The sequence below is a fragment of the Paraburkholderia sp. genome, from assembly GCF_024281035.1.
Classification (GTDB): domain Bacteria; phylum Pseudomonadota; class Gammaproteobacteria; order Burkholderiales; family Burkholderiaceae; genus Paraburkholderia.
This window is the reverse complement of sequence record NZ_JAMXLH010000054.1, coordinates 1-24,300: the sequence shown is the minus strand read 5'-3', so window position 1 is coordinate 24,300 and position 24,300 is coordinate 1. Positions and strand designations below refer to the sequence as shown.

Sequence of the window (24,300 nt, the reverse complement as noted above, 5' to 3'; positions counted from 1 at the left end):
CTCTCGCTGATGGCCTTGACCATCTCCACCGGCTTCGTGGTGGACGATGCCATCGTGATGATCGAGAACATCGATCGCTTCCTGGAAGAAGGCCATTCTCCGCTTGATGCGGCTCTCAGAGGCGCGGGCCAGATCGGATTCACCATCATCTCTCTGACGGTTTCGCTGATCGCGGTGCTGATTCCGCTGCTGTTCATGGGCGGCGTGATCGGGCGGCTCTTCAGCGAATTCGCGGTGACGCTCGCCGTGACCATCGTGCTCTCGGCCGTCGTCTCGCTCACGGTCGTGCCGATGCTCTGCGCGCGTATCCTGCGCGCGCAGGCCGAACGCCACCCGAGCCGCTTCGAGCGCATCAGCGAAGGGATCTTCAACAAGACGCTCGCCGCGTACGAGCGCGGCCTCACGTGGGTGCTCGATCACCAGACGCTCACGCTGCTCGTCGCCGTGGGCACGGTCGTCCTCACGATGGTGCTGTACATCGTGATCCCGAAGGGCCTGTTCCCGGTGCAGGACGTGGGCGTGATCCAGGGCATCAGCGTCGCGGACAATTCCGTGTCGTACCAGGCGATGGTGCGCCGCCAGTCCGCGCTCGCCGACGAGATCCTCAAGGATCCCGACGTGGTCTCGCTCACCTCGTACGTCGGCATCGACGGCATCAACACGACGCTCAACAACGGCCGCTTCCTGATCAACGTGAAGCCGCACAACGACCGTTCCGAAACCGCCGCGGAAATCGGGCGACGGATTCAGGAAAGCGTGGCGAAGGTGCCTGGCATCCGGCTCTATCTGCAGCCGGAGCAGGACCTCACGCTCGACACCACGGTCTCGCGCAACCAGTACACGTTCGTGCTGCGCGGCCCGAATCAGGAAGCGTTCAATCAGTACGTGCCCGCGCTCATCGCGCAGATGAAGCGGATTTCCGCGATCACCGACGTGACGAGCGACCTGAACACCGATGGCCTGTCCATCGACGTGGAAGTGAACCGCCAGCTCGCGGCGCGCTACGGCATCACGGCGGCGACCATCGACAATGCGCTGTACGACGCGCTCGGCCAGCGCATCGTCTCGACGATCTTCCAGCAGTCGGACCAGTACCGCGTGATTCTCGTCGCGAAGCCGGAGGCGCTGCCCACGGTCGATTCGCTCGGCGATCTCTATCTGCCGAGCCAGACGAGCACTTCGGGGCAGGTGCCGCTCAAGGGCATCGCGACGATCCACATCACGCGCTCGCCGCTTGCCATCAGCCACCTCGCGCAGTTCCCCTCGGTCACGATCTCGTTCAATCTCGCGAAGGGCGCGTCGCTCTCCGCCGCCGTGCGCGACATCCGCAAGGCCGAGGCTGCCGCCCAGTTGCCGCCGTCGATTACCTCGACGTTCCAGGGCGCGGCGCAGGCGTTCGAGGATTCGCTCACGAGCGAGGTGTATTTGCTGATCGCCGCGCTCGTGGCCGTCTATATCGTGCTGGGCGTGCTCTACGAGAGCTATATCCATCCGGTCACGATTCTTTCGACGCTGCCGTCCGCCGGCATCGGCGCGCTGCTCGCCCTGATGATCGCGGGCAACGACCTCGACGTGATCGGCATCATCGGCATCGTGCTGCTGATCGGCATCGTCAAGAAGAACGCCATCATGATGGTGGACTTCGCGCTCGAAGCCGAACGCGTGCACGGCAAGCCGCCGCGCGAAGCGATCTTCGAGGCGTCGCTGCTGCGTTTCCGCCCGATTCTCATGACCACGCTCGCGGCCATGCTCGGCGCGCTGCCGATGCTGCTCGGCAGCGGCACCGGCTCCGAACTGCGGCGGCCGCTCGGTCTCGCGATTATCGGCGGCCTCACACTGAGCCAGATGCTTACGCTCTTCACGACGCCCGTGATCTATCTGTTCTTCGACCGTCTCGCACAACGCTTCGGCCGTAAGCGCCCAGGCGCAAGTGCAGGTGGTTCAGGCGGCGAAGACCATCCGGACGGCGGCGCACCGCCCGCCCCCGAGGGCACGCCGTGAACATCTCGGCGCTCTTTATCCGGCGACCGGTCGCGACCTCACTCCTCGCGATCGCGATCCTGATTTCCGGAGCGCTCGCGTTCTTCCGGCTGCCGGTCGGACCGCTGCCGAACATCGCGTATCCCGTGATCGTCGTGCAGGCCAACATGGCGGGCGCAAGCCCCGACATCATGGCGGCCACGGTCGCCGAGCCGCTGGAGCGCAGGCTCGGCACCATCGCGGACGTCTCGCAGCTCACGTCGATCAGCTACGTCGGCTCGTCGATGATCATCATCGTGTTCGGGCTCAATCGCGACATCAACGGCGCGGCGCGCGACGTCGAATCGGCCATCCAGGCCGCGCGCGCCGATCTGCCCACCACGTTGCGCAGCAACCCGAGCTATCGCCAGTACAACCCGGCGAGCGCGCCGATCATGGTGCTCGCGCTCACCTCCGACACGCTCACGAAAGCGCAGCTTTACGACTCCGCCGATTCCGTGATCCAGCAGCAGCTCTCGCAGGTCGACGGCGTGGGTCAGATCACGCTCGGCGGCGGTGCGCTGCCGTCCGTGCGCGTGGAACTGGAGCCCGGCAAGCTGAACAGCTACGGCATCGGCATGGAGGACGTGCGCGCCGCGATTTCCGCGGCCAATGCGAACAGCGCGAAAGGCCATATCGATCAGGGCGACCAGCGCTATCAGGTCGTCTCGAACGATCAGATCACCAGGGCCGCACCGTTCAAGGACGTGGTGATCGCGTATCGCCAGGGCGCGCCGGTGCTGCTCAAAGATGTAGCCGAGGTGCTCGACTCGAACGAGAACATCCGCAACGCGGGCCTCTACAACGGCAAATCGTCCGTGCTGGTGATCGTCTATCCGATGCCGGGCAGCAATGTCGTGAAGACCGTGAAGCAGATCGAGGCGCGCCTGCCGACCATCGAAGCAGCGCTGCCCGCGTCGATCCACGTGCACGTGGCGATCGATCGCTCCGAGTCGGTGCGCGCCTCCGTGTCCGACACGGAACGCACGCTCTTTATTGCGGTGCTGCTCGTGATCGGCGTGGTGTTCGTGTTCCTGCTTTCGCCGCGCGCGACGCTGATTCCCGCCGTCGCGCTGCCGCTTTCGATTGTCGGCACCTTCGGGCCGATGTACCTGCTCGGCTACAGCATCGACAATCTCTCGCTCATGGCGCTCACGATCGGCACCGGCTTCGTCGTGGACGATGCAGTGGTTGTGCTGGAGAACATCGTGCGGCACATCGAAGCCGGCGTCGAACCGAAGGAAGCTGCGCTGCGCGGCGCGGCCGAAGTGGGTTTCACCGTGGTGTCGATGAGCCTTTCGCTCATCGCGGTATTCCTGCCGATCCTGCTGATGCCGGGCATTGTCGGCCTGCTCTTCCACGAGTTCGCGATGACGCTGTCCATCGCGATCCTCATTTCGCTCGTCGTCTCGCTCACGGTCACGCCGACCATGTGCGCGTACGTGCTCAAGCGCGAGCACACGGAACGTGCCCCCGCACGCTGGGCCGTCTGGATCGAAGCGCAGTTCGACCGCTTCAAGAACGCCTATTCGCGCTCGCTCGATGCCGTGCTCGACCACGCCGCGCTCATCATCTTCATCCTGATGGGGCTGCTCGTCGCCAACGTGTTCGTGGCGCGCCTGCTCTCCGCGACCTTCTTCCCCGAGCAGGACACGGGCATCCTGATCGGCCAGATCATCGCGGACCAGAGCATTTCGTTCACGGCGATGTCGAAAAAACTCGAACAGCTGCAGGCGATCGTGCAGAAGGATCCCGCCGTCGCCTCGGTGGCGGGTTTCACGGGTGGCCGCGCGCTCAACTCGGCCACTGTCTTTATCGAACTCAAGCCGATCGGCGTGCGCCGCGCCTCGGCAACCGACGTGGTGAACCGGCTGCGGCCCAAACTCAGCGCCGTGTCCGGCGCACGGCTCTTTCTCCAGGCGCAGCAGGACTTGCAGATCGGCGGACGGCAGGCGGCCGCGCAATACCAGTACACGCTCACGAGCGACAACGCCGGCACGCTCTTCACGTGGGTGCCAAGGCTCGTCGACGAGCTGAACAAGCACCACGCCCAGATGCTGGACGTGAACTCCGACCTGCAGCAAAACGGCCTGCAGGCGTACGTGACCTACGAGCGCAACACAGCGAAGCGCTATGGGTTCGAACCGAACCAGATCGACAGCTCGCTTTACGACGCCTTCGGCCAGCGCACCGTATCGACCATCTACAACGCGCTCAACCAGTATTTCGTCGTGATGGAAGTGGCGCCGAAGTACTGGCAGTTTCCGCAGTCGTTCGACCGGATCTGGCTTTCGACGGCGGCGGGCAACGCGAGCGGCGCTGCACAGACGCAGATGCCGGGCGGCACCGTTTCCGGCGCGACACAACGGGTCGTGGAAAGAACGGCGACCGGTGCGGCCGCAACCACCAACACGCTGAACGCGAACGCCGTGGCGAACCAGCTCACCAACGCGATTGCGAACAGCAAGGGCGGCAGTTCGAGCGGCAGCGCGGACAGCACCGCCGCCGAAACCATGGTGCCGTTAAAGGCGCTCATGTCGTGGACCACGAGCCACACGGCCACGCAGGTGAACCACCAGAGCGGCCTCGTCGCAGGCACGATCTCGTTCAATCTGCCCAAGGGCGGGTCGCTCAGCGAAGCGTCGAAGATCATCGAGCAGGCGCAACGCGACATCGGCATGCCCGCTTCGGTGCACGGCGCGTTTGCGGGCGCGGCGCAAGCGTATGCGCAGTCGATGGGCACCGTGCCGCTCCTGATCCTCGCCGCGCTCGCCGTGGTGTACATCGTGCTGGGCGTGCTCTACGAAAACACCATTCACCCGCTCACGATTCTGTCGACGCTGCCCTCCGCCGGAATTGGCGCGACGCTCGCCATGCTGATCTTCGGCACGCCGTTTTCGGTGATCGCGATGATCGGCATCATCCTGTTGATCGGCATCGTCAAGAAGAACGGCATCATGATGGTCGACGTCGCGATCCAGTTGCAGCGCAACGAAGGCATGGACGCGCGCCGCGCGATTCACGAAGCGGCCGTGGTGCGTCTGCGGCCGATCATGATGACCACATTCGCCGCCGTGCTCGGCGCGGTGCCGCTCGCGATCGGCATCGGCCAGGGCGCGTCGCTGCGTCAGCCGCTCGGCGTGACCGTGATGGGCGGGCTGCTCCTGAGCCAGGTCTTCACGCTGTACACGACGCCGGTCATCTATCTGTTCCTCGACCGCCTGCGCGCACGCCTTGCGCGCTGGGCCGAGCGCCTGCCCTGGAATCGCCAGGCCGATGAGAGCCCATCATGACGAATATCCCACGCATGCGGACGCAACCCGCTTCCCCCACCGCCCCCGCCACGCTCATGCGCGCCGCGCTGCGGCTCGCGCCCTTCGTCTTGGCGATGCTGGCCAGCGGCTGCATGGTCGGCCCCGACTATCATCGTCCGCAGGTCGCCGTGCCCGCCACCTGGAAGGCGCTACCGGGCTGGACCCAGGCCGAGCCCGCCGCCGAAGGCCCGAAAGGCGACTGGTGGACCGCGTTCAACGACCCGCTGCTCGACGAGCTGGAGCCGCTCGTCGTGGTGTCGAACCAGACCGTGCGGCAAAGCTACGCGAACTATCAACAGGCGCTGGCTGAAGTGCGCATCGCGCGCGCGGGCCTCTTTCCGACGCTCGGCGTGACCGGTTCGGTCACGCGAGAGCGTTCGGCCACGGGCACGCTCAGCAGCGTAAGCGGTGTAAGCGCCCTCGGCAGCAGCAGCGGTTTTGCACGCATCAACAACGCAGGCTCGCTGGAGGGCAACGCCAGTTGGGACGTGGATCTGTGGGGCCAGGTGCGCCGCCAGATCGAAGAAAATTCCGCGACTGCGCAGGCGAGCGAGGCGACGCTTGCGAATGCAACGTTATCCGAACAAATCGCGCTCGCCGACGCCGTGATCAACCTGCGCGTGACCGATGCCGACATCGATCTGTTCACGAACACCGTCGCCGCCTATACGGCGTTTTTACGCGTCGTGGCCGATCAGGATTACGCCGGCACGGTTGCGCCGTCCACGCTCGTCCTCGCGCGCACGCAACTGGAGGGCGCGCAATCGAGCCTGATCGCGCTCGGCGTCGCGCGCGCGCAATACGAGCACGCGATTGCGGTGCTCGTCGGCCGCAATCCCGAGGACATCGAGATTCCGCACAGCGACAAACTGCCCGCCCTCCCCGTGATTCCGGCTGGTGTGCCCTCGACGATTCTGCAACGCCGCCCGGATGTCGCGACGGCCGAGCGGCAAATGGCGGCGGCGAACGCCTCGATTGGCGTCGCGACGGCGGCGTATTTCCCGGCGATCTCGATCTCGGCGCTCGACGGCTTCACGCAGTCGCCGCTCTCGGGTTTGCTCCACATCAGCAACTACGTGTGGTCGCTTGGCGCCAGCGCCACGCAGACTATCTTCGACGGCGGGTTGCGCGGCGGCCGGGTCGCCGCGGCGCGCGCCGGTTACGACGCGACAGTGGCGAACTATCGCGGCACGGTGCTGACCGCGTTCCAGAGCGTGGAAAACGATCTATCCGCGCTGCACATCCTGGAGCAGCAATCCGCTGTGCTCGACGCCGCCGTACGCGATGCCATTCACGGCACGCAGATCGCACAGAATGAATTCGCGGCGGGCACCGTCGATTACACGACGGTCGCGACGGCCCAGACCACGCAATTGAGTCAACAGCAGACCGCGTTGAACGTGCAGCAGCAACGGCTTCTGGATACGGCCGCGCTGATCGGCGACCTGGGCGGCGGATGGTCCGGCGCGCTGCACGATGCGCGACATCCCAACCGCGTGGCCCCGGATGCCAACGCTGCGACTGCGCCCGCTGAAACGGCGAACCGCCAGCCAGCGGCAACACCAGGCCAGTAACGGCGCCGCGAGGCGTGCACGGTGTAGCCGGCCCGTGCGCCACGCTGAATTTGTTCTATGTCACGCTCCGTGTCCGGTCTTGCCGTCACGCGCCATGGCATGGCGCGCCGGGCCCCGCACGACGGCTATCCTGTTCATGCGGGTTGCATCCGATACACCATTCAAAAATTTGAACGGTTACTCGAAAACTGATCGTTTCTCCCAGGATGACAAATTGTGTACGACCGTACAAAAATGAGCCGAATCGTGGAAGCAAACCGGTAAAAGTTTCGTACACAACCAGTCCGTGGAGGGACGCACGTTGAACGAGAACCCGCATCTGCTGCTTACCGCATGGACTCCAAAACAGTACCCGACGCCGCACCGCCCGCGCAGTGCGCGCGCCGCGACATACCGTGCACACCCGCGCGAGCCGTTGTCATTCGTCCTGGCGCCACAAGCGCATTCGCCTCTCCCACCTGCATATTGACGGCAGGATTGGTTCCGGATTTTCAAGCGCCATAAAGATGTCGCAATGATGCGACGCCACCACACCAAAGCAGTTAATAATATTTAATGAGGATGACGAAATGCGCGACAGGAAAGGCATGAATAAAAAACTGCTTGTATCCGCATTGACCGTAGCCGGACTGCTGGGCATTTCGGGTGCCGCGCAGGCGCAAAGCAGCGTGACGCTGTACGGCATCGTCGACGGCTCCATCCTGTACACGAGCCGCACCGCGACCGCGAACGGCGGCCACCAGTTCTCGATGACCGACAGCGGCATGACCGGCTCCAGCTTCGGCATGCGCGGCAGCGAGGACCTCGGCGGCGGCATGCGCGCCATTTTCGAGCTTGAAAACGGCTTCAGCGTCGCGAACGGCCAGTTCAACAATTCGAACGGCGGCATCTTCGGCCGCCAGGCGTGGGTCGGCATCGACAGCAAGTTCGGTACCGTGAAAGCCGGTGTGCAGTTCTCGCCGTTCTTCCTCGCCCTCTACGACATGGACCCGCGCGCCATGTCGTACTTCGGCACGGGCCTCGTGAGCTATCTGAACAACGTCCTGATCACGGGTCTCTTCAACAGCAACGCGATTACGTATACGTCGCCGGAAATCGCCGGCCTCCAGGCGTCGGGCCTGATCGCGCTCGGCGGCACGGCGGGCAACTTCCAGGCCGGCCGCCAGTATTCGGCGAGCCTGCGCTATCACATCGGCGGCCTCACGATCACCGGCGCAATGTATAACGGCAACGAGGGTGGCAGCGCCGTTCCGATCAGCACCGTTGCATTTGTCGGCCGCACGCTCGGTGCGAGCTATCGCTTCCCGAACGACCTCGCGATTTATGCCTCGTATGCACTGTACAAGGTGGCAGGCTCATTCAGTAACAGCGTGTACTCCGGTGGCTTGAGCTACTTCGTCAAGCCCTACCTCAACGTGAACGCCGGCGTCTACTACACCCACGACGGCGCCCATATCGGCGGAGAAAGCAACCACTCGATCATGGCGTCGAGCGGCGTACAGTTCTTCCTCTCGAAGCGTACGACGCTCTACGGGCAGGTTGGTTACGTGAACAATAGCGGCCTCATGGACACGGGCTTGTCGGTCAACAACGCGCTGTTCGGCGTGCGCGGCTCGACCGTCGGCGCGAGCCTCGGTATCCGGCACATGTTCTAGGCGACGTGCGGGTACACCCGCGCGAATGCAATCCACACGCAGTCCGCTTTCACCGGCCCCGCGGCGGCCCGAAAGCGGACTTCGCCGTTTCTGGACGCGCTTTTAACTTTAGGGCGTTTCGCGCGCGGAGACTGGTGAAGGAACGGGCGCGGGCATGGCCGAGGCCGGCAAGCCGAACACGTGGTCGAACGCGAGGTTAAACACGTAGGCGTAGGCGAGGAAGAACAGGGAGAGGCCGGCGTCCATGACGAACGCCTCCACCATCGATACGCGCAGGATCAACGCCAGCATCGGCACCAGCATCACGAGAAGGCCGCCTTCGAACCCCACCGCGTGCGCGATGCGCCTCGCAACGCTGCGGCCGCGCTTCGTCTGGCGCGCTTCCCAACGCTCGAAGTACATGTTGTAGACGAAATTCCACAACGTGGCGATCACCGACGTGAGCACCGCCGCCGCACCCGCGCGGCCAGCACCGCTACTGGCCATCGACGAGAGCCCCACCCCGGTCGCCAGAATGCCCAGCCCCTCGAATACGGTGACATAGACGATACGTCGTTTCAGACCTTGCATGAACCACTCCATCGTGCACTGGACCTGGAACAGGTCTGGATCACAGCCGCGCCGCCGCGCGAAAGGCACAGCATGCACAGGGCAAACGCGAGGCAGGCGCAAAACGTCAACGCCTGCCTCGCGAACGAACCTTAAGCGAGTTCGGTAAACACGGCCTGCGTGGATAGACGCGACTTCGGCAACGTCGCGTTGAAGTCGCCGGCGCTGCGATAGCCGAGGCCCACCACCACGAGCGACGTGAGGCCCCGCGCTGGCAGACCGAGTTCGGCGTCGAGCGTCTTCGCATCGAAGCCTTCCATCGGGCACGCGTCGATTTCGAGCGTCGCAGCACCGATCAGCAGCGTGCCGAGCGCCAGATACGCCTGCTTCTCCATCCACGCCGGCAGGTCGCCGCGCTCGTCGCGATGCAGGTTCACATAGAACGAACGCGATTTCTGCTGGCCCGCTTTCGCATCGTCGTTGGCGAAGCGGCCGTCCGCCTCTTCCTGCGCGAGCACGGCGGCAAGATGGGCATCGTCCATGTCGGTGCGCGCGCACAGCACCATGACGTGCGACGCGTTCATCACCTTCGGCTCGTTATAGGCGTAGCCCGGCTGCATGGCCTTCGCGACGCGCGCGCGGGCCTCGTCGCCCGACGCAATCACGAAATGCCACGGCTGCGAATTCACCGAAGACGGGCTGAAGCGAACCAGTTCCTTCAACTCATCGATGACCGACGCCGGAATCTTGCGGGCCGGATCGAATGCCTTGGTTGCATGGCGGCCTTTCGCGAAGCGGGTGAGATTCAAATGCTTTCTCCTGGGTATGTGCGGTGTCTGAACTGAGCCTGGATGGCCGCTATAACGGCAGTAGAGCGGCACTAATGCGGCAGTAAAGCGCGACATCGTACAGCAAGCGCGCGTTCGTGCGCCGCGATATCGTCCTGCATCCGATCGGCGAGTGACATCGGGCCGACGCCCCTGCGTCACGGCAAACGGTCACGGCAAACGCAGCGTGCCGGCGCTATGCTACGGCTTCCAATCACCGTGGTTTCGCCTGCAGAAGGAACGCCCATCATGAAACAGCACACCGGATCCATGATCACCTTTACCCGCCCCGACGGCCAGGCGCTGCAGGGTTATCTCGCGAAACCGGAGAAGACCGAAGGCGCGCCCGCCATCGTCGTGATCCAGGAATGGTGGGGCTTGAACGACCAGATTCGCGGCGTGGCCGACCGCCTCGCACAATCGGGCTATCTGGCGCTCGTGCCCGATCTCTACCGCGGCAAGGCCACGGTGGAGGAAGAAGAGGCCAATCACCTGATGAATGGGCTCGACTTCGCAGACGCCGCTTCGCAGGACATACGCGGCGCCGTCGATTATCTGTTGACGCTGACAGATCGCGTCGGCGTGACGGGCTTTTGCATGGGCGGCGCGCTGACGCTGCTCGCTGCGACGCAGGTTCCGGGGCTATCCGCCGTCGTGGTGTGGTACGGCTGCCCACCGCTCGACTACATCGACGCCACGAAGATCACGGCGCCCGTGCTCGGCCACTGGGCCACGCAGGACATGTTCTTCGAGCCGGCCATGATCGATGCGCTCGAAACGAAGCTGCGTGACGCGAAAGTCGAGGTCGAGTTTCATCGCTATCTCGCGCACCACGCATTCGCCAACGAAACCGCCGCGGGCCCGGGCCGCATCGCGGCCACGCAATACGATCCCGTCTGGGCGCAACTGGCGTGGGATCGCACGCTGACGTTCTGGGGCAAGACGCTCTGGAAGCGGTGAGGCGCGTGCCGGTTTAGCGGGGGCACCGAAAAGCGGGGACACCGAAAAGCGGGGGCGCTGCAGCGGGGGCGCTGCAACCGGGGCGCAGCGATGTGCCCCCGCACCGCAATGCGGCACAAGCCGTGCCGCGTATCAGGCGGCGACGGCTCGTTGCGCGTGCATCGGTTTTGCCCTAGCGGATACGGAACACGGCCATCGCCGTGCTCAAGCGGCGCGCCTGGTCCTCGAGCGACGCCGCAGCGGCTGCGGACTGCTCGACGAGCGCGGCGTTTTGCTGTGTCACCTGATCCATCTGCGAGACGGCGATGTTGACCTGGTCGATGCCGGTGCTCTGCTCCGAAGCCGCCGAGGCGATCTCGCCCATGATCGCGCTCACGCGCGCGATGGCGTCGACGATCTCCTGCATCGTCGCGCCCGAACGCTCCACGAGTCCCGCACCGGTTTCCACCCGCGCGTTCGACGTCGCGATGAGGTCCTTGATTTCCTTGGCCGCCGCCGCGCTGCGCTGCGCGAGCGAGCGCACCTCGCCTGCGACCACCGCGAAGCCGCGCCCTTCTTCCCCCGCGCGCGCCGCTTCCACAGCGGCATTCAGTGCAAGGATGTTGGTCTGGAACGCAATGCCTTCGATCACGCCGACGATGTCGCCGATACGCCGCGAATCGCTGACGATATGCTGCATCGTGCCCACCACTTCGCGCGTGAGGTCGCCGCCCTGGGCTGCGAGCCCCGAGGCGCCCTGCGCAAGCGAGCTTGCTTCCTGAACGTTGCCGGTCGTCTGCCGCACCGTGGACGTGAGCTGTTCGATGCTGGCCGCCGTCTCTTCGAGCGATGCCGCCTGCTGTTCGGTGCGTTGCGACAGGTCCGTATTGCCGGTCGCGATCTCGCCCACGCCCGTATCGATCGACGAAACGCCGTCGCGCACCGTGCCGACCATCGTGACCAGCGATTCCTGCATGCGCTGCAAGCCCGCCAGCAGCTTGCCCATTTCATTGCTGCTCGTCACGGCAACCGCCTGGGTGAGGTCGCCATTCGCGATCCGCTGGAACTGGGTCACCGCGGCATCGATCGGGTCCACGATCGCACGCATCAGCGCGATGCGCGCGATCCACGCGAACACCAGCGCGCCCACGAGGCCGACGGCAACCGCCACGCAGACCACGACAAAGCGATCATGCGCATTCTGGAAGCGCCTCGCGCCGTTGCCGACCTGGTGCTTTTCGAGGGCGGCCATCGCCGTGTCGTAATCCCTGTAGAGCGACGGCAGCGTGTGCGCCTGCAGTTCCGTAAAGCTGTTGTAATCGCCGGATTTCAGCAAGGCGAGGCCCTTGTCGAGGCCTTCGTGCAGGAACGCGTCGCGCTTTTCCAGCATCGCCTTCAGGAGGCTCTGGTTTTCGGCGTCGTCGGCCGCCACGATCGTCCGGAAATGGTCGAGCCGGTCATTCGAATTCTTGAGGTACTGGTCGAAGCGTTCGAGCACGCCCTTCGCACCGGGCTGGTCGCCGATGGCCATGAACGACGCAGCCGTGGCGAGCGCGAGACGCAGACGCAGAAGCTGGCTCGAACTGCCCTCCAGATCGGTGACGGCGGGCACGTCAACCGTGTACATATCCTGCAGTTCGTTGTCGCTTTGCCGGATCGACAGAAGTCCTACGGCGGCGCCGACAACCAGCACGACGCCAATAAACGTGACCATCAGGGTAAGGCACGTGCGAATCGACAGCTTGTTGAGCATTTCCCATCTCCGGCGGGTCGAAGTCAGCCGTGGCACACCCTCGACCAAATTTTTTGTCTGTTGGCGGGCACGCATGACCGCTTGCGATTCGCAAGATCGATGGATGTACGGCTCCGGATTATGACAACGGCACGAAACCGCAAAACTTTAGCTGCGCGGCATAGGGCCGGGCGTGCCGTCCGCCGCGTACGGACCCGGTGGGCCGGGCGCCGGATCCAGCACGGGCGGGCGTGGGTGCGAACGACAGCGGCAAAGCGCCGCTCGCTACGCAGAAGCGAACTCGATTGCCGGTTCGCAAAGGATGGGGAAATTGACCGAGTTCGCCACGTAGCATTTCGCGTGGGCGGTGTGGTGAAGCTGTTCGGCCAGTGCGCGGTCGTCGCCGGGACGCAGCGTGACGCGCGGGCGCAGGACGATCTGCGTGAACCGCCCCGCGTCCGGGGTGTCCAGCATCGTGCCTTCCGCCTCGTCGACATACGCGAGAACGCGAATGCCCGCGTCGGCGCACAAATGCAGATACCAGAGCTTGTGACATGCCGATGCCGCCGCCACGAGCAGGTCTTCGGGATTCCAGCGCGCGGCGTCGCCGAGGAAGGCCGCATCCGATGAGCCGGGAATGTCCGGTTTGGCGCCCGCGCGAATGATGTGATCGCGGCCGTAGTCGCGATATCCCGATGTGCCGGTGCCCTTGTTGCCCGTCCATTCCACCGTGACGCTGTACTTGTGCCGACCGTATGCCATCGCGCATTTCCTTGAAATCGAAGCGTTGAATCCGGACGGCGGGAATTCGAGGCGCATCGCCCGCCGGTCCGGTCCTCGGGCGTGATTGTGACGGACGTCGCACAACCCTGTCGCTCCCGGCAGACCCGAGTATCATCGAGCCCCACGATCGATCTCCGAAAGCCGAGTCTGTTTATGAATTTTCCTGCCGATAGTTCCTCGCCGCGCGCCCTGCGTGCACTCACGCAACTGGAGGCGCGCATCGTCGGCGTGCTGGTCGAGAAACAGCAGACGGTGCCGGACACCTACCCGCTGTCGCTGAATTCGCTGACATCGGGCTGCAATCAGAAGACGGCGCGCGCGCCCGTGATGAACGTCACCGAAACCGAAGTGCTCGGCGCGATCGAGGACCTCAAGCATCTGAGCCTCGTGTTCGAGGGCAGCAGCAGCCGGGTGCCGCGCTTCGAGCACAACCTGAACCGCGTGCTCGGCATTCCGAGCCAGGCCGTCGCGCTGATCGCAGTACTGCTGCTGCGCGGCGCGCAGACCGCCGCCGAACTGCGGCTGAATTCCGCCCGTCTGCATGGATTCGCCGACGTTTCGTCGGTCGAGGCGTTCCTCGGCGAACTCGCCGACCGCGAGCCGCCGCTCGTCGTGAAGCTGCCGCGCGCGCCGGGCGAGCGCGAGAATCGCTGGGTGCATCTGCTGTGCGGCGAGGTGGACATCGGCGCCTTAGCGGGCAGCGTTGCGATGAGCGAAATGGAATCCGCGCGCGACGGCGTTTCGTTCGCGCAATTCGATGCGCTCAAAAGCGATCACGAGCGCCTCGCCGACGAAGTGGCCCGACTGCGCGCACTGGTCGAGCGGATGGCGGCGGAATTGGGCATCTCACCGGACGAGTCGTCGCCCGCTGCTTAACCGCTACGAACGCGCGACGAACGCCGCAGCGCGGGCCGATGGGTGCCGCGATAGCGCCCCGAATCCGCGCCGAGATTGCGGTTAAACTTGCGCGATGGACACATGCCGTTACTGCGGAAAAACCCGTGACGAATGGGATTGTCACGGCGAGGATTGCCGCACCGCGATCGCGCGGGCGTTGCAGCGCCAGCGCAAGGGCCTGCCGATGGTGGCCAACATAATCCGCAACGAGATTCCCGCGGGCGCGAGCACCGGCGAAGTCATCGCCGCTTTGTCGCGCCAGCGCATGCGTGCGCGACGCGGCAACGAAGAGCGCCGCGACCGCAAGGCGCTCGACGGCACAGACGAAGACTGAGTCCGCACGCGATAACGGCTTCACGCGCGCTTTCCACTCGCTTCACTCGCCTGCCGGTTCCTGCGCGGCAGCGCCGGGCCCGAACTGCGCGAACGCCTCTTCCAGAAAATCCACACACGCCCGCAGCTTCGTCGATTGCGCTAGCCGCGCGGCGTAGACGGCCCACACATTGGCAGGCTGCATAACGCCAGGCAGCACGCGCAGCAGCCGTCCCGTGTCGAGCAGCGGCAACGTCACCGTGGCGGACCCGCCGCTGCTTGCTGACGCAACGATATTGCCGCTGATTTTGCCGCTTATTTCACGGCTTATTTCACGGCTTATTTCACGGCTTATTCCCCTGCCACGAGCGCAGCGGCAACAGCCTCACCGACGTCCGCAGTATTGGCCGTGCCGCCCATGTCGGGCGTGCGCGGCCCTTCCACGAGCACCTTCTCGATGGCGCGCATGATCGCGTCGTGCGCCTGCGTGAAGCGCGCGTCGCCGTTGCCGAGGAATTCCAGCATCATCGCGCCCGACCAGATCATCGCAACCGGATTGGCGATCTTCTTGCCGAAGATGTCCGGCGCCGAGCCGTGCACCGGCTCGAACAACGACGGAAACGTGCGCTCCGGATTCAGGTTCGCCGAAGCCGCAAGGCCGATCGTGCCCGTGCAGGCGGGTCCGAGATCCGAGAGGATGTCGCCGAACAGGTTCGAGGCCACCACCACGTCGAAGCGGTCCGGCTGCAGCACGAAGCGCGCCGAGAGAATGTCGATGTGCTGCTTGTCCCACGTCACATCCGGGTACTGCTCGCCCATCGCGGCCACGCGCTCGTCCCAGTACGGCATGCTGATCGCGATACCGTTCGACTTCGTCGCCGCCGTGAGTTTCTTGCGCGCGCGCTTGCTGGCCGCCTCGAAGGCGAACTTCAGGATGCGGTCCACGCCGTGACGCGTGAACACCGACTCCTGCAGCACGAACTCGCGCTCGGTGCCCTCGAACATCTTGCCGCCCACCGAGCTGTATTCGCCCTCGGTGTTCTCGCGCACGACGAGGAAGTCGATATCGCCGGGCTTACGGTTCGCGAGCGGACACGGCACGCCGGGCAACAGGCGCGCCGGGCGCAGGTTCACGTACTGGTCGAAGTCGCGGCGGAACTTGAGCAGCGATCCCCACAGCGAAATGTGATCGGGCACCTTCTCGGGCCAGCCCACCGCGCCGAAGTAGATCGCGTCGAAACCCTTGAGCGTGGTGAACCAGTCGTCGGGCATCATCTTGCCGTGTTCGAGGTAGTAGTCGCAGCTCGCCCACTCGAAGCGCGTGAATTCGATCGACAGACCGAATTGCTTCGCCGCCGCCTGCACCACGCGCAGGCCCTCCGGCATCACTTCCTGACCGATCCCGTCGCCCGCGATGGCGGCGACCCTGTACGTCTTGCTCATGTCTCGTTCTCCGTTGCTGGCGCGCACCGGCATTGATCCGCGCCTTATGACCGCCAGCATGCCTGAAAACGCCACGGAAACAAGCTGCGTTCGCGTGAAGCCATTCAATACGGAACGTGAATAATCCTGAGCGCGCGTGCGCCTTTGGCGCAGCGGCCCAAACTCGCCTACACTCACACGCTGCTTCGTCACGATCTCGTCGCGATGTCCTCGCATCGCCCACTACCCGGTAACGTCCCATGTTTGCACCCGCCAGCCGCCTCCCCACCGACAAACCCGCGCTCTACGAAACCCTCGCCGCCCAGGCGCGCGTGATGATCGAAGGCGAACCCGACGTCATCGCCAACGCGGCGAATTTTTCGTCGCTCGTTTTTAACTCGCTCGAAGGGCTCAACTGGGCCGGTTTCTATTTCTTCGATGGCAAGGAACTCGTTGTCGGCCCGTTCCAGGGCAAACCCGCGTGCGTGCGCATCGCGCTGGGCAAAGGCGTGTGCGGTACTGCGGCGCAGACGCGCGAAACGCAAATCGTGCGCGACGTGAACGCGTTTGCCGGCCACATAGCCTGCGATTCGGCGTCGCAATCGGAAATCGTCGTGCCCCTCGTCGCACCGGATGGCACGCTGATCGGCGTATGGGACGTGGACAGCCCGCTGCTCGCCCGCTTCGACGACGAAGACGCGAAAGGCATGGAAGCGCTGTGCAGCGCGTTCGTCGAATCGGGCTGGAAAACCGCCGCACGCAAGGGCGATTGAGTCGATCAATCCGCTGCTGCAATCCTCAACGGGCCGCGCGAACGACCGGCGGCCCTGCCTCATTCCTTACGCACCCTCATCGCCGAATTCCAAAGCCTGGAATTAGTGCCTGCACTGCAGAATTACCCTAAAAAACCGCGCGCGAGCGTCGATCACCCCGGCCGTAATGCCCGCGCGAGCCACGGCTGCAGAACGTTCGCAATCCCGCCTTGCAGGCGATCCGCATAAAACGAACGACCATTCGGTATTTCCCCCAGGCTGACTGCATAGCGGAATCCATTGCCAAATGATGCCCTGATGCGCGACGTCGCCGTGCCCGTACGCGGTCACGACGAAAGGGCAAATCACGCGGTAATGGCAGTCACAGCCTCAGCAGTACACCGGTTTCCCGTTTTCAGGAGGATCAGGGTGGATCTGTTCTTGCAGCAGGTGCTCAACGGCTTGACGCTTGGCGGCGTCTACAGTCTCGTCGCGCTTGGCCTCACGCTCGTGTACGGCATCATGGCGGTGCCGAACTTCGCGCACGGCGCGTTCTACATGGTCGGCGCCTTTGCCGCGTTCTTTCTGACGACCCGTCTCGGCTTGAACTACTGGGTCGGCATGGCCGCCGCCGCAGCGTGCGTCGCGGCCCTCGCCGTCCTCGCCGAGCGGCTCGTATTCCATCCGCTGCGCAACGCTTCGGGCCTCTCCCCGATGATCGCCGCCATCGGCCTGATGCTGTTCCTGCAGGCCGCAGCGCAGGTGCTCTGGGGCACCGACTTTCACCGCATGTCGCCGCCTTGGTCCGGGGTCGTCGAATTCTCCGGCGTCATCGCGCCCATCCAGCGGCTCTTGATCATCGGCGGCGCATTTGGGCTCGTGCTCGCGCTGCAGTTGTTCCTGCATCACACGGTCGCCGGATCGACGATCCTCGCCGTCGCGCAGAACCGCGAAGGCGCCGCGCTCATGGGCATCGATCCGCGCAAGATCGGCATGGCCACATTCGCGATCTCCGGCGCGCTCGCGGCCGTCGCCGCCGCGCTTTACGCGCCGATCAATCTCATCTATCCGGCCATGGGGCAGCTCGTGATCCTCAAGGCATTCGTCATCATCATCCTCGGCGGCATGGGCAGCGTGCCCGGCGCCATCGCGGGCGGTCTCATCATCGGGCTCGCCGAAAGCTTCGGCGCGTTCTACGTCTCGCCCGACTATCAGGATCTCATCGCCTTCGTGCTGCTCGTCGCGATCCTCTCGTTGCGCCCGCAAGGTCTCTTCGCCAGGGAGGTGCGCGCATCATGATTACCGCACGCCACGCCGGATGGCTCGTGCTGCTCGCGCTCGGCCTCGCCCTGCCGCTCTTCGTGCACAACGACTATTCGTTGACGGTCATGTCCACGGCCTACATCTTTGCGCTCGCAACGGTCGGCCTGAATCTCATCACCGGCTACGCCGGACAGTTCAACCTCGCGCATGGCGGCTTCATGGCAATCGGCGCGTATACGGTCGGCATCCTGACCGTCGATTACCACGTGCCGTTCTGGATCGCGTTCGCGCTCTCGGGCGTCGTATGCGTCGCCATCGGATTCTTCGTCGGCATCCTGTCGCTGCGCCTGAGAGGCAATTACTTCGCGATCTTCACGCTGTGCGTGGGCTACATCATCTTTCTCGTCATCGAGAAATGGGACAGCCTCACGCACGGCGTGGTCGGCATCATCGGCATCGCCGCGCCGCCCGGGTTCGCGCTCCCTGGGTTTGGTCCCATATCGTTCGACAGCCCGCGCTCGCTCTACTACCTCACGCTCGCCTTCCTCGCCGCCGGGCTCTGGCTCATGCACCGCATCGTCAATTCGTTGCTCGGGCACACATTCATCGCCATCCGCAACGGCGAAAACCTCGCCCAGGCGCTCGGCATCGATCTCATGCGCAACAAGCTGCTGGCGTTCCTGATCTCGACGTTCTACGCAGGCATCGCCGGCGGTCTGTACGCGGGTTTCGTCCGCTTTCTGGGCCCGGATCTCGCCGGCATCGAACATACCTTCGACATGACGATGTACATGATGGTCGGCGGCGTGGGGACGCTGGCCGGTCCGTTGATCGGCGCGCTCGCCGTGCCGTGGATCACGCAGTATCTGCAGTTCATGCAGGACTACCGCTTTCTCGTCTTCGGCCCGCTTCTGATCGTATTGCTGATCTTTCTGCCGCGCGGGCTGGTCGGCTTTTACGAGAGCGCCCGCAGCCGCCTCGCGCTGCACCGCGTGCCGCAGGCCGCCGTGCGCCGCGCACCGCAAGGAGACGGCCATGCTTGAAATCGACAATCTCAGCAAGCGCTTCGGCGGCCTGTGCGCCGTTACCGGCGTGACCACGAAGATCGAGCCGTGCAAGGTCAACGCGATCATCGGTCCCAACGGCGCGGGCAAGACGACGTTCTTCAATCTGATCAGCGGCATGTACCGGCCGACGAGCGGCGCGATCCGCCTGCGCGGCCAGGACGTGGCAGGACTGCGCGCGGACCAGATGGCGCGCCTTGGCGTGGCGCGCACGTTCCAGGCAACAACGTTATTTGAAGGCGCAACCGTCCTCGACAACCTGATCGTCGGGCACCGGCTGCGCACGCGCTCAAACCTGCTCGACGTGCTGCTGCGCACGCGCCGCTGCAAGACCGAGGAGCGTGCCTGCCGCGAGAAGGCGCGCGACGCGCTGAATTTCGTCGGCCTGTCGAACATCGAGGAACGGTCCGCAGGCGACATCACCCAGGAGGAACGCAAGCGCGTGGCGATTGCGCTCGCGCTGTCGACCGAGCCTGCGTTGCTGCTGCTCGACGAACCTGCGGGCGGCATCAATCCCGAGGAGACGGACGGGCTCGCCGAACTGATCCGCAAGATCGCGACGGCGGGCATGACCGTGTGCCTCGTGGAGCACAAGATGAACATGATCATGAATCTCGCCGACAAGATCATGGTCCTCGACCACGGCGAAAAAATCGCCGAAGGCACGCCGGCCGAGATCCGCACGAATCAGGCGGTGATCGACGCTTATCTCGGGAGCGACCATGCTGACGTTCAATGACGTGTGCCTCGACTACGGCAGCTTCCGTGCGCTGCACGGCATTACGCTGCACGCGGGCGAAGGCGAACTGGTGGTGTTGCTCGGCGCGAACGGCGCGGGCAAAAGCTCGATTTTCCGCGCGGCCAGCGCGCTCACCCGCGCGAGCGCGGGGCACATCCGGCTCAAGGGCGTCGATCTCGTCGGCAGGCAGCCTGCCGATGTCGTGCGCGCAGGCGTGGTGCATTGCCCCGAAGGCCGCAAGCTCTTTCCGGGCATGTCGGTGCTGAAGAACCTGATGCTCGGCGCGTATACGCACCGGCGCGATCGCGCGGGCAATCGCAGCCGCCTGGACGAAGTATTCGCCCTCTTTCCCGCACTCGAAGAACGCAAGGACGACGCAGCCGGCGCGCTGAGCGGCGGGCAGCAGCAGATGGTCGCGATCGGCCGCGCGCTGATGAGCCGGCCGCGCGTGCTGCTGCTCGACGAGCCGTCGCTCGGGCTCGCGCCGCTCATCGTCAAGCAGACGTTCGAGGTGATCCAGCGCATCAACCGCGCCGGAACCACCGTCCTGCTCGCCGAACAGAACGCCCATGCCGCGCTGAAGATCGCGCATCGCGCGTATGTCGTGGAAGCCGGCCGGATCGTCCTGGAAGGCACCTACGAGAGCCTCGCCGGTAACGAAGCGGTGCGCCGCGCCTATGTGGGCGGCTGAACGCGGCGAGCGCCGGTCACAACAACAGCAACTGAAACCCCGTGGAGGAGACAGACGATGACCATCAAGAAGCTATCCCCGGCATTGATCGCGGCGCTGGTCGTGGCGCACGTGGCACAGCCGGCCTTTGCCGACGATACCGTCCATATCGGCTATTCCGGCCCGTTGAGCGGCGGTGCGGCCAAGTACGGCAAGGAGGTGCTCGAAGGCATGCAGATGGCGGTGGCCGAGATCAACCAGGCCGGGCTCGTGGTAGCGGGCAAGAAGGTCAAGGTGGACATCGTTGCGCTGGACGACCAGTACAACCCGAGCGAAACCGCCATCAACGCACGCCGCCTCGTGCAGGAATACCGTGCGCCGGTCGTGCTGGTGCCGCACTCGGGCGGCTGCTACGCCGTGCAGACCATGAACGAGCAACAGAAGCTGCTACTGCTCGCCTATACGAGCGTGCCGGAGCTGGCCGCACGCGGCAATCCGCTCACGCTGCGCATCCCGCCCGAGTTCACGTCGTACACGGGATCGTTCGTGAAGTATGAGATGGGCAAGTTCGGCAAGGGCGTTGCACTCGCGAACACCGACACCGATTACGGCAAGGCATGGACCGCCGCGTTCAAGCCGGTCTGGCTGGCTGCGGGCGGCACCGTCGTCGCCGACAACCCGATGTCGTATAACCGCGCCACCGACTTTTACAGCGGCGTGAGCCGCGTGCTCGCATCGAAGCCGAACGTGATTTTTGTCGGCGGGCCGTCCGAGCCCACCGGACTCATCATTCGCCAGGCGCGCGAGCTGGGCTTCAAGGGCGGCTTCGTCGTGATGGACCAGGCCAAGCTCGACGAAGTCGCGAAGGTCGCGGGCGGCTACGGCGCGCTCGAAGGATCGGTGGGCGTGATGCCCGTGTCCGACGACCCGTCGCCCGCAGCGAAGACGTTCGTCGCGCGCTTTGCGAAGGCGCACGACGGCCGTATGCCGTCGCAGGAGGACTCGCTCAACTACACGGCGGTCTGGGCGACGGCGCTGGCGATGAAGCAGGCGGGCACGACGACCGACGCGGTGGCGATCCGCAAGGCGTACGACGCGGCGCTCAAGAACCTGAGCGCGGATAACAACCCGAACGGGCTGACCGGCGTCGATGCGCACGGCGGCTTGACGATGGGCCGCGCCGTCGTGGCCGTGGTGGCTGGCGGCGCCATCAAGCCGCTGCCGGCTGCCGAGCTGAGCGCCGCGAAGTAACGCGGCGCCGCGCTGGCCGGGCATCGTCGGGGGCACGCGCCGCGCCCCCGGCGTGCCGGCGCGTCCACGATGCATTCCACCGATCCATCCATCGATTCCGCACTGCAGATGCACGGGCGATGCTGCGGCCAGCCCGCAAATCCGGATACGGCGCACATGGGTGGGTAAAACCTGCTCGCGAGCCTGGGCTGCAAATCGCACGCAACAATGCGCGCAACAATGCACGCAGCCTCTGATCGAGATCCACACGGCCGTGGCTGGCCGGTGCTAAATTTCCCACCGCCGATAATTTTTCTGCAGAACCGCCCGCATGCGTGCAAACGTTTCCGGCCACACGGCACGCGGTGCGGCGAGACCCGGCTGGTATTGAGAAGATCAAGAAAAGAGATGACACCCGAATTGCTGAGCAGCAGGCTCATGGACCCGGCCAACGATGCGTCGAGCGGCGTACCGGACGGCTACACACTCTTCGAGCACGGCGGCCCGTATTTCCGCGCGCTCGGCCCGCTCTACACGCGCCCGGCTGCGGCGGGCGGGCTCATCGTGGCGGTGCGCGTCAAAGCGGCGCATACGAACCCGCTCGGCATCGCCCACGGCGGCATGCTGCTGACGCTCGCCGACGGCACCCTCGGCATCTACCTGAGCCAGGCGCCGCACGCACAGCGCGGCGCGCACGTCACGGTGACCACCACGCTCAACAGCGAATTCCTTTCGGCAGCCCATGTCGGCGACTGGCTGGAAGCGCATGCGCGCGTGCGCCGCAACGGCCGGCGCATCGTGTTCGCGGAATGCACGCTCCGGGTCGGCGAGCGCGAGGTGCTGCATACGAGCGGCACGTTCTTGCCCATCGACCGCTGAATTCCGCTGAATCCCGCTAAGAGCGGCTAACACAACCTGGACATGAAGCCATGAAGGCCATATCCTGGCGGCATGTCCAGACGCAAAATCAGTAACGAGTTATGGGCGGCGTTGGAGCCGCTGATTCCGGTGTTCTCGCCGTCGCCCAAAGGCGGCCGACGCCGAACGGTAGATGACCGGGCAGCATTGAATGGCATCCTGTACGTCCTGCAAACTGGCATTCCGAGGGAATACCTGCCGAAGGAACTCGGTTTCGGCAGCGGCATGACGTGCTGGCGACGGCTGCGAGACTAGCAGACCGCAGGCGTGTGGGAGCAACTGCATCTGGCGATGCTTCGCCGGTTGCGTGAGCATGACCAGATTGATTGGGAACGTGCGAGTCTTGATGCCGCCAGTGTTTCCAGCCCCCAGGGGGCCAGGAAACCGGCCCCAACCCGACTGACCGGGGCAAGCTCGGGTCGAAGCGGCACATCGTCGTAGATGCGCGCGGCATTCCGCTGGCCATCACGGTCACAGGTGCCAACCGGCACGTTTCGATGGCATTCGAGCCCACCCTTGATGCCATTCCGGCGGTGTCGGGCCTGATTGGCCAGCCGCGCAAACGTCCGGGCAAATTGCACGCGGACAAGGGCTATGATTTCGCACGTTGTCGGCGTTACCTGAAGCAGCGCGGCATCACGGCCCGTATCGCCCGTCGCAGCGTGGAAAGCAAGGAGCGGCTCGGCCGGCATCGCTGGGTGGTCGAGCGCACGAATGCCTGGTTTGCCGGTTTCGGCAAACTGCGCATTCGTTTCGAGCGTCGTCTCGACATCCATGTTGCGTTGCTTTCTCTCGCTGCTGCCGTTATCTGTTCGCGCTTCGTTGATGACTTGTGTTAGCCGCTCTTAGATGAGCGGGGCGTCTGCCATATCTGGCATAGCTGTATTTTTTGTCTATTTCGCCGTCGAAATTCCAATGACAGAATAAACATCGAAAATTATCAAATTCCGGGAAGCCGCTGCTTGGGCGCGGCTTGATTATGGCTGGTTTGTGAGGCCTAAATACGGCTTTGTACTGGCTGAAGGATTGAGATCCGAAAAATCCCCGGTAAGGCAATAGTAATTACACGAATATTATGATATTTATTTTTCGTGACATTGCCTATCCTATTTGAGATGTCGGCACCATTTAATCCGGGGTGTCGATAGATTAATCCGGAAAGCCAGCCTCCGCATCGACGTGCGTTTGCCGTACGCCTTCCTGTTCTCTCGCATCGCGCACTCTTCCGCGCCGATCCGCGCATTCCTTGTGTTCACTGCCGGAGCCATAGTGGTTCCGGCAGTGCCGTTTATATCCACCGCCCGCGCACCGGAGTTTTCGCATGTCGTTGATCCTGCCCGTACAGGCCTACGAGTTGAAGCTGGCGCCACATCCGGCGCCGTTCTCGGTTCTCAAGTTCACGGGCCGGGATGCCGTGAGTGAGCTGTATTGCTACGACATCGAATTTACAAGCCCGGTTTCCGGCATTCCGATGGATCAGGTGATTGGCCGTCCCGCGAAATTCATTATTTCGCTGGTCGATCCGAACATGGATTATCTGCGCAGGATGTTCCGCGAGAACGCGGAGAAGTTCAGCACGATGCCGCCCGCGTACACCATCCATGGCCTCATCACGGAGTTCGACGAATACGCGACGTCCGC

19 protein-coding genes and 3 pseudogenes are annotated in these 24,300 nt (G+C 64.4%); 16 read left to right on the top strand and 6 right to left on the bottom strand.

Going from position 1 to position 24,300, the window contains the following annotated elements:
* From Q0L30_RS19125 to Q0L30_RS19110, 4 genes are all read left to right on the top strand, one after another.
* The coding region (locus Q0L30_RS19125) for an efflux RND transporter permease subunit (RefSeq protein ID WP_296659783.1) at positions 1 to 2,001 on the top strand (2,001 nt) is incomplete at its 5' end.
* Positions 1,998 to 5,312, top strand: coding sequence for an efflux RND transporter permease subunit (locus tag Q0L30_RS19120; protein ID WP_296659781.1), 3,315 nt, complete (start codon positions 1,998 to 2,000; stop codon positions 5,310 to 5,312). The genes Q0L30_RS19125 and Q0L30_RS19120, both read left to right, overlap by 4 nt.
* A gap of 56 nt (positions 5,313 to 5,368) precedes the next feature.
* Positions 5,369 to 6,907: an efflux transporter outer membrane subunit gene (locus Q0L30_RS19115; protein ID WP_296659786.1), complete on the top strand. Its 1,539-nt coding sequence runs from the start codon at positions 5,369 to 5,371 to the stop codon at positions 6,905 to 6,907.
* A gap of 587 nt (positions 6,908 to 7,494) precedes the next feature.
* A complete protein-coding gene (locus tag Q0L30_RS19110; RefSeq protein WP_296659780.1) occupies positions 7,495 to 8,562 on the top strand; it encodes a porin in 1,068 nt (355 codons plus the stop codon).
* A gap of 108 nt (positions 8,563 to 8,670) precedes the next feature.
* On the opposite strand, the gene Q0L30_RS19105 is transcribed toward Q0L30_RS19110, so the two are convergent.
* Complete coding sequence (locus tag Q0L30_RS19105; RefSeq protein ID WP_296659777.1) at positions 8,671 to 9,132, bottom strand: PACE efflux transporter; 462 nt, start codon at positions 9,130 to 9,132, stop codon at positions 8,671 to 8,673.
* A gap of 131 nt (positions 9,133 to 9,263) precedes the next feature.
* On the bottom strand, positions 9,264 to 9,920 hold the full coding sequence (gene nfsB / locus Q0L30_RS19100) for an oxygen-insensitive NAD(P)H nitroreductase (protein ID WP_296659774.1): 657 nt from the start codon (positions 9,918 to 9,920) through the stop codon (positions 9,264 to 9,266).
* Between the two features lie 267 nt (positions 9,921 to 10,187).
* Between nfsB and Q0L30_RS19095 the strand changes: the two genes are divergently transcribed.
* Positions 10,188 to 10,898 carry a dienelactone hydrolase family protein gene (locus Q0L30_RS19095; protein ID WP_296659772.1) on the top strand — a complete coding sequence of 237 codons (711 nt, stop codon included), beginning with the start codon at positions 10,188 to 10,190 and terminating at the stop codon, positions 10,896 to 10,898.
* A gap of 172 nt (positions 10,899 to 11,070) precedes the next feature.
* Here the strand turns inward: Q0L30_RS19095 and Q0L30_RS19090 are convergent, their stop codons facing one another.
* Together Q0L30_RS19090 and Q0L30_RS19085 are read right to left on the bottom strand one after the other, a co-directional pair.
* Complete coding sequence (locus tag Q0L30_RS19090) at positions 11,071 to 12,630, bottom strand: methyl-accepting chemotaxis protein (protein WP_296659769.1); 1,560 nt, start codon at positions 12,628 to 12,630, stop codon at positions 11,071 to 11,073.
* Positions 12,631 to 12,894: 264 nt separating this feature from the next.
* Positions 12,895 to 13,371: an OsmC family protein gene (locus Q0L30_RS19085; protein WP_296659766.1), complete on the bottom strand. Its 477-nt coding sequence runs from the start codon at positions 13,369 to 13,371 to the stop codon at positions 12,895 to 12,897.
* A 174-nt stretch (positions 13,372 to 13,545) separates the two neighbouring features.
* Between Q0L30_RS19085 and Q0L30_RS19080 the strand changes: the two genes are divergently transcribed.
* The gene (locus Q0L30_RS19080) at positions 13,546 to 14,268 is read left to right on the top strand and encodes a YceH family protein (RefSeq protein ID WP_296659764.1); all 723 of its coding nucleotides are present in this window, start codon (positions 13,546 to 13,548) and stop codon (positions 14,266 to 14,268) included.
* Between the two features lie 94 nt (positions 14,269 to 14,362).
* Positions 14,363 to 14,623, top strand: a complete 261-nt coding sequence (locus tag Q0L30_RS19075) for a hypothetical protein (protein WP_296659762.1) — start codon at positions 14,363 to 14,365, stop codon at positions 14,621 to 14,623.
* 42 nt (positions 14,624 to 14,665) lie between these two features.
* Here Q0L30_RS19075 and Q0L30_RS19070 read toward each other — a convergent pair.
* Positions 14,666 to 14,851: pseudogene (locus Q0L30_RS19070) on the bottom strand (LysR family transcriptional regulator); the annotation flags it as partial.
* Between the two features lie 101 nt (positions 14,852 to 14,952).
* Positions 14,953 to 16,044, bottom strand: a complete 1,092-nt coding sequence (locus Q0L30_RS19065; protein ID WP_296659759.1) for a tartrate dehydrogenase — start codon at positions 16,042 to 16,044, stop codon at positions 14,953 to 14,955.
* A gap of 239 nt (positions 16,045 to 16,283) precedes the next feature.
* Here Q0L30_RS19065 and Q0L30_RS19060 point away from each other — a divergent pair, with 239 nt between their 5' ends.
* The 9 genes and pseudogenes from Q0L30_RS19060 to Q0L30_RS19020 all read left to right on the top strand — a co-directional run.
* Positions 16,284 to 16,796 (top strand): GAF domain-containing protein, encoded by a 513-nt coding sequence (locus Q0L30_RS19060; protein WP_296659757.1) that lies wholly within the window; start codon positions 16,284 to 16,286, stop codon positions 16,794 to 16,796.
* A 408-nt stretch (positions 16,797 to 17,204) separates the two neighbouring features.
* Positions 17,205 to 18,074 carry a branched-chain amino acid ABC transporter permease gene (locus tag Q0L30_RS19055; RefSeq protein ID WP_296659754.1) on the top strand — a complete coding sequence of 290 codons (870 nt, stop codon included), beginning with the start codon at positions 17,205 to 17,207 and terminating at the stop codon, positions 18,072 to 18,074.
* On the top strand, positions 18,071 to 19,081 hold the full coding sequence (locus Q0L30_RS19050; protein ID WP_296659751.1) for a branched-chain amino acid ABC transporter permease: 1,011 nt from the start codon (positions 18,071 to 18,073) through the stop codon (positions 19,079 to 19,081). The genes Q0L30_RS19055 and Q0L30_RS19050 overlap by 4 nt, the downstream gene beginning before the upstream one ends.
* The gene (locus Q0L30_RS19045; protein ID WP_296659749.1) at positions 19,074 to 19,841 is read left to right on the top strand and encodes an ABC transporter ATP-binding protein; all 768 of its coding nucleotides are present in this window, start codon (positions 19,074 to 19,076) and stop codon (positions 19,839 to 19,841) included. Before Q0L30_RS19050 ends, Q0L30_RS19045 begins: the two co-directional genes overlap by 8 nt.
* Entirely contained in the window at positions 19,825 to 20,532 is a 708-nt protein-coding gene (locus tag Q0L30_RS19040) for an ABC transporter ATP-binding protein (protein WP_296659747.1), read from the top strand. Before Q0L30_RS19045 ends, Q0L30_RS19040 begins: the two co-directional genes overlap by 17 nt.
* 57 nt (positions 20,533 to 20,589) lie before the next feature.
* A complete protein-coding gene (locus tag Q0L30_RS19035) occupies positions 20,590 to 21,762 on the top strand; it encodes an ABC transporter substrate-binding protein (protein ID WP_296659745.1) in 1,173 nt (390 codons plus the stop codon).
* A 387-nt stretch (positions 21,763 to 22,149) separates the two neighbouring features.
* The gene (locus Q0L30_RS19030; RefSeq protein ID WP_296659742.1) at positions 22,150 to 22,620 is read left to right on the top strand and encodes a PaaI family thioesterase; all 471 of its coding nucleotides are present in this window, start codon (positions 22,150 to 22,152) and stop codon (positions 22,618 to 22,620) included.
* Positions 22,621 to 22,692: 72 nt separating this feature from the next.
* Positions 22,693 to 23,498: pseudogene (locus tag Q0L30_RS19025) on the top strand (IS5 family transposase).
* Positions 23,499 to 23,980: 482 nt separating this feature from the next.
* A pseudogene (locus Q0L30_RS19020) lies at positions 23,981 to 24,300 on the top strand (type VI secretion system tip protein VgrG); the annotation flags it as partial.

What these genes read in the sequence shown, in the direction of transcription:
- Q0L30_RS19090 (WP_296659769.1), bottom strand. Translation starts at nt 12,630, where the DNA reads ATGCTCAACAAGCTGTCGATTCGCACGTGCCTTACCCTGATGGTCACG.
- Q0L30_RS19075 (WP_296659762.1), top strand. Translation starts at nt 14,363, where the DNA reads ATGGACACATGCCGTTACTGCGGAAAAACCCGTGACGAATGGGATTGT.
- Q0L30_RS19050 (WP_296659751.1), top strand. Translation starts at nt 18,071, where the DNA reads ATGATTACCGCACGCCACGCCGGATGGCTCGTGCTGCTCGCGCTCGGC.
- Q0L30_RS19095 (WP_296659772.1), top strand. Translation starts at nt 10,188, where the DNA reads ATGAAACAGCACACCGGATCCATGATCACCTTTACCCGCCCCGACGGC.
- Q0L30_RS19065 (WP_296659759.1), bottom strand. Translation starts at nt 16,044, where the DNA reads ATGAGCAAGACGTACAGGGTCGCCGCCATCGCGGGCGACGGGATCGGT.
- Q0L30_RS19110 (WP_296659780.1), top strand. Translation starts at nt 7,495, where the DNA reads ATGAATAAAAAACTGCTTGTATCCGCATTGACCGTAGCCGGACTGCTG.
- Q0L30_RS19040 (WP_296659747.1), top strand. Translation starts at nt 19,825, where the DNA reads ATGCTGACGTTCAATGACGTGTGCCTCGACTACGGCAGCTTCCGTGCG.
- Q0L30_RS19105 (WP_296659777.1), bottom strand. Translation starts at nt 9,132, where the DNA reads ATGCAAGGTCTGAAACGACGTATCGTCTATGTCACCGTATTCGAGGGG.
- Q0L30_RS19035 (WP_296659745.1), top strand. Translation starts at nt 20,590, where the DNA reads ATGACCATCAAGAAGCTATCCCCGGCATTGATCGCGGCGCTGGTCGTG.
- Q0L30_RS19080 (WP_296659764.1), top strand. Translation starts at nt 13,546, where the DNA reads ATGAATTTTCCTGCCGATAGTTCCTCGCCGCGCGCCCTGCGTGCACTC.
- Q0L30_RS19045 (WP_296659749.1), top strand. Translation starts at nt 19,074, where the DNA reads ATGCTTGAAATCGACAATCTCAGCAAGCGCTTCGGCGGCCTGTGCGCC.
- Q0L30_RS19030 (WP_296659742.1), top strand. Translation starts at nt 22,150, where the DNA reads ATGACACCCGAATTGCTGAGCAGCAGGCTCATGGACCCGGCCAACGAT.
- Q0L30_RS19085 (WP_296659766.1), bottom strand. Translation starts at nt 13,371, where the DNA reads ATGGCATACGGTCGGCACAAGTACAGCGTCACGGTGGAATGGACGGGC.
- Q0L30_RS19115 (WP_296659786.1), top strand. Translation starts at nt 5,369, where the DNA reads ATGCGCGCCGCGCTGCGGCTCGCGCCCTTCGTCTTGGCGATGCTGGCC.
- Q0L30_RS19060 (WP_296659757.1), top strand. Translation starts at nt 16,284, where the DNA reads ATGTTTGCACCCGCCAGCCGCCTCCCCACCGACAAACCCGCGCTCTAC.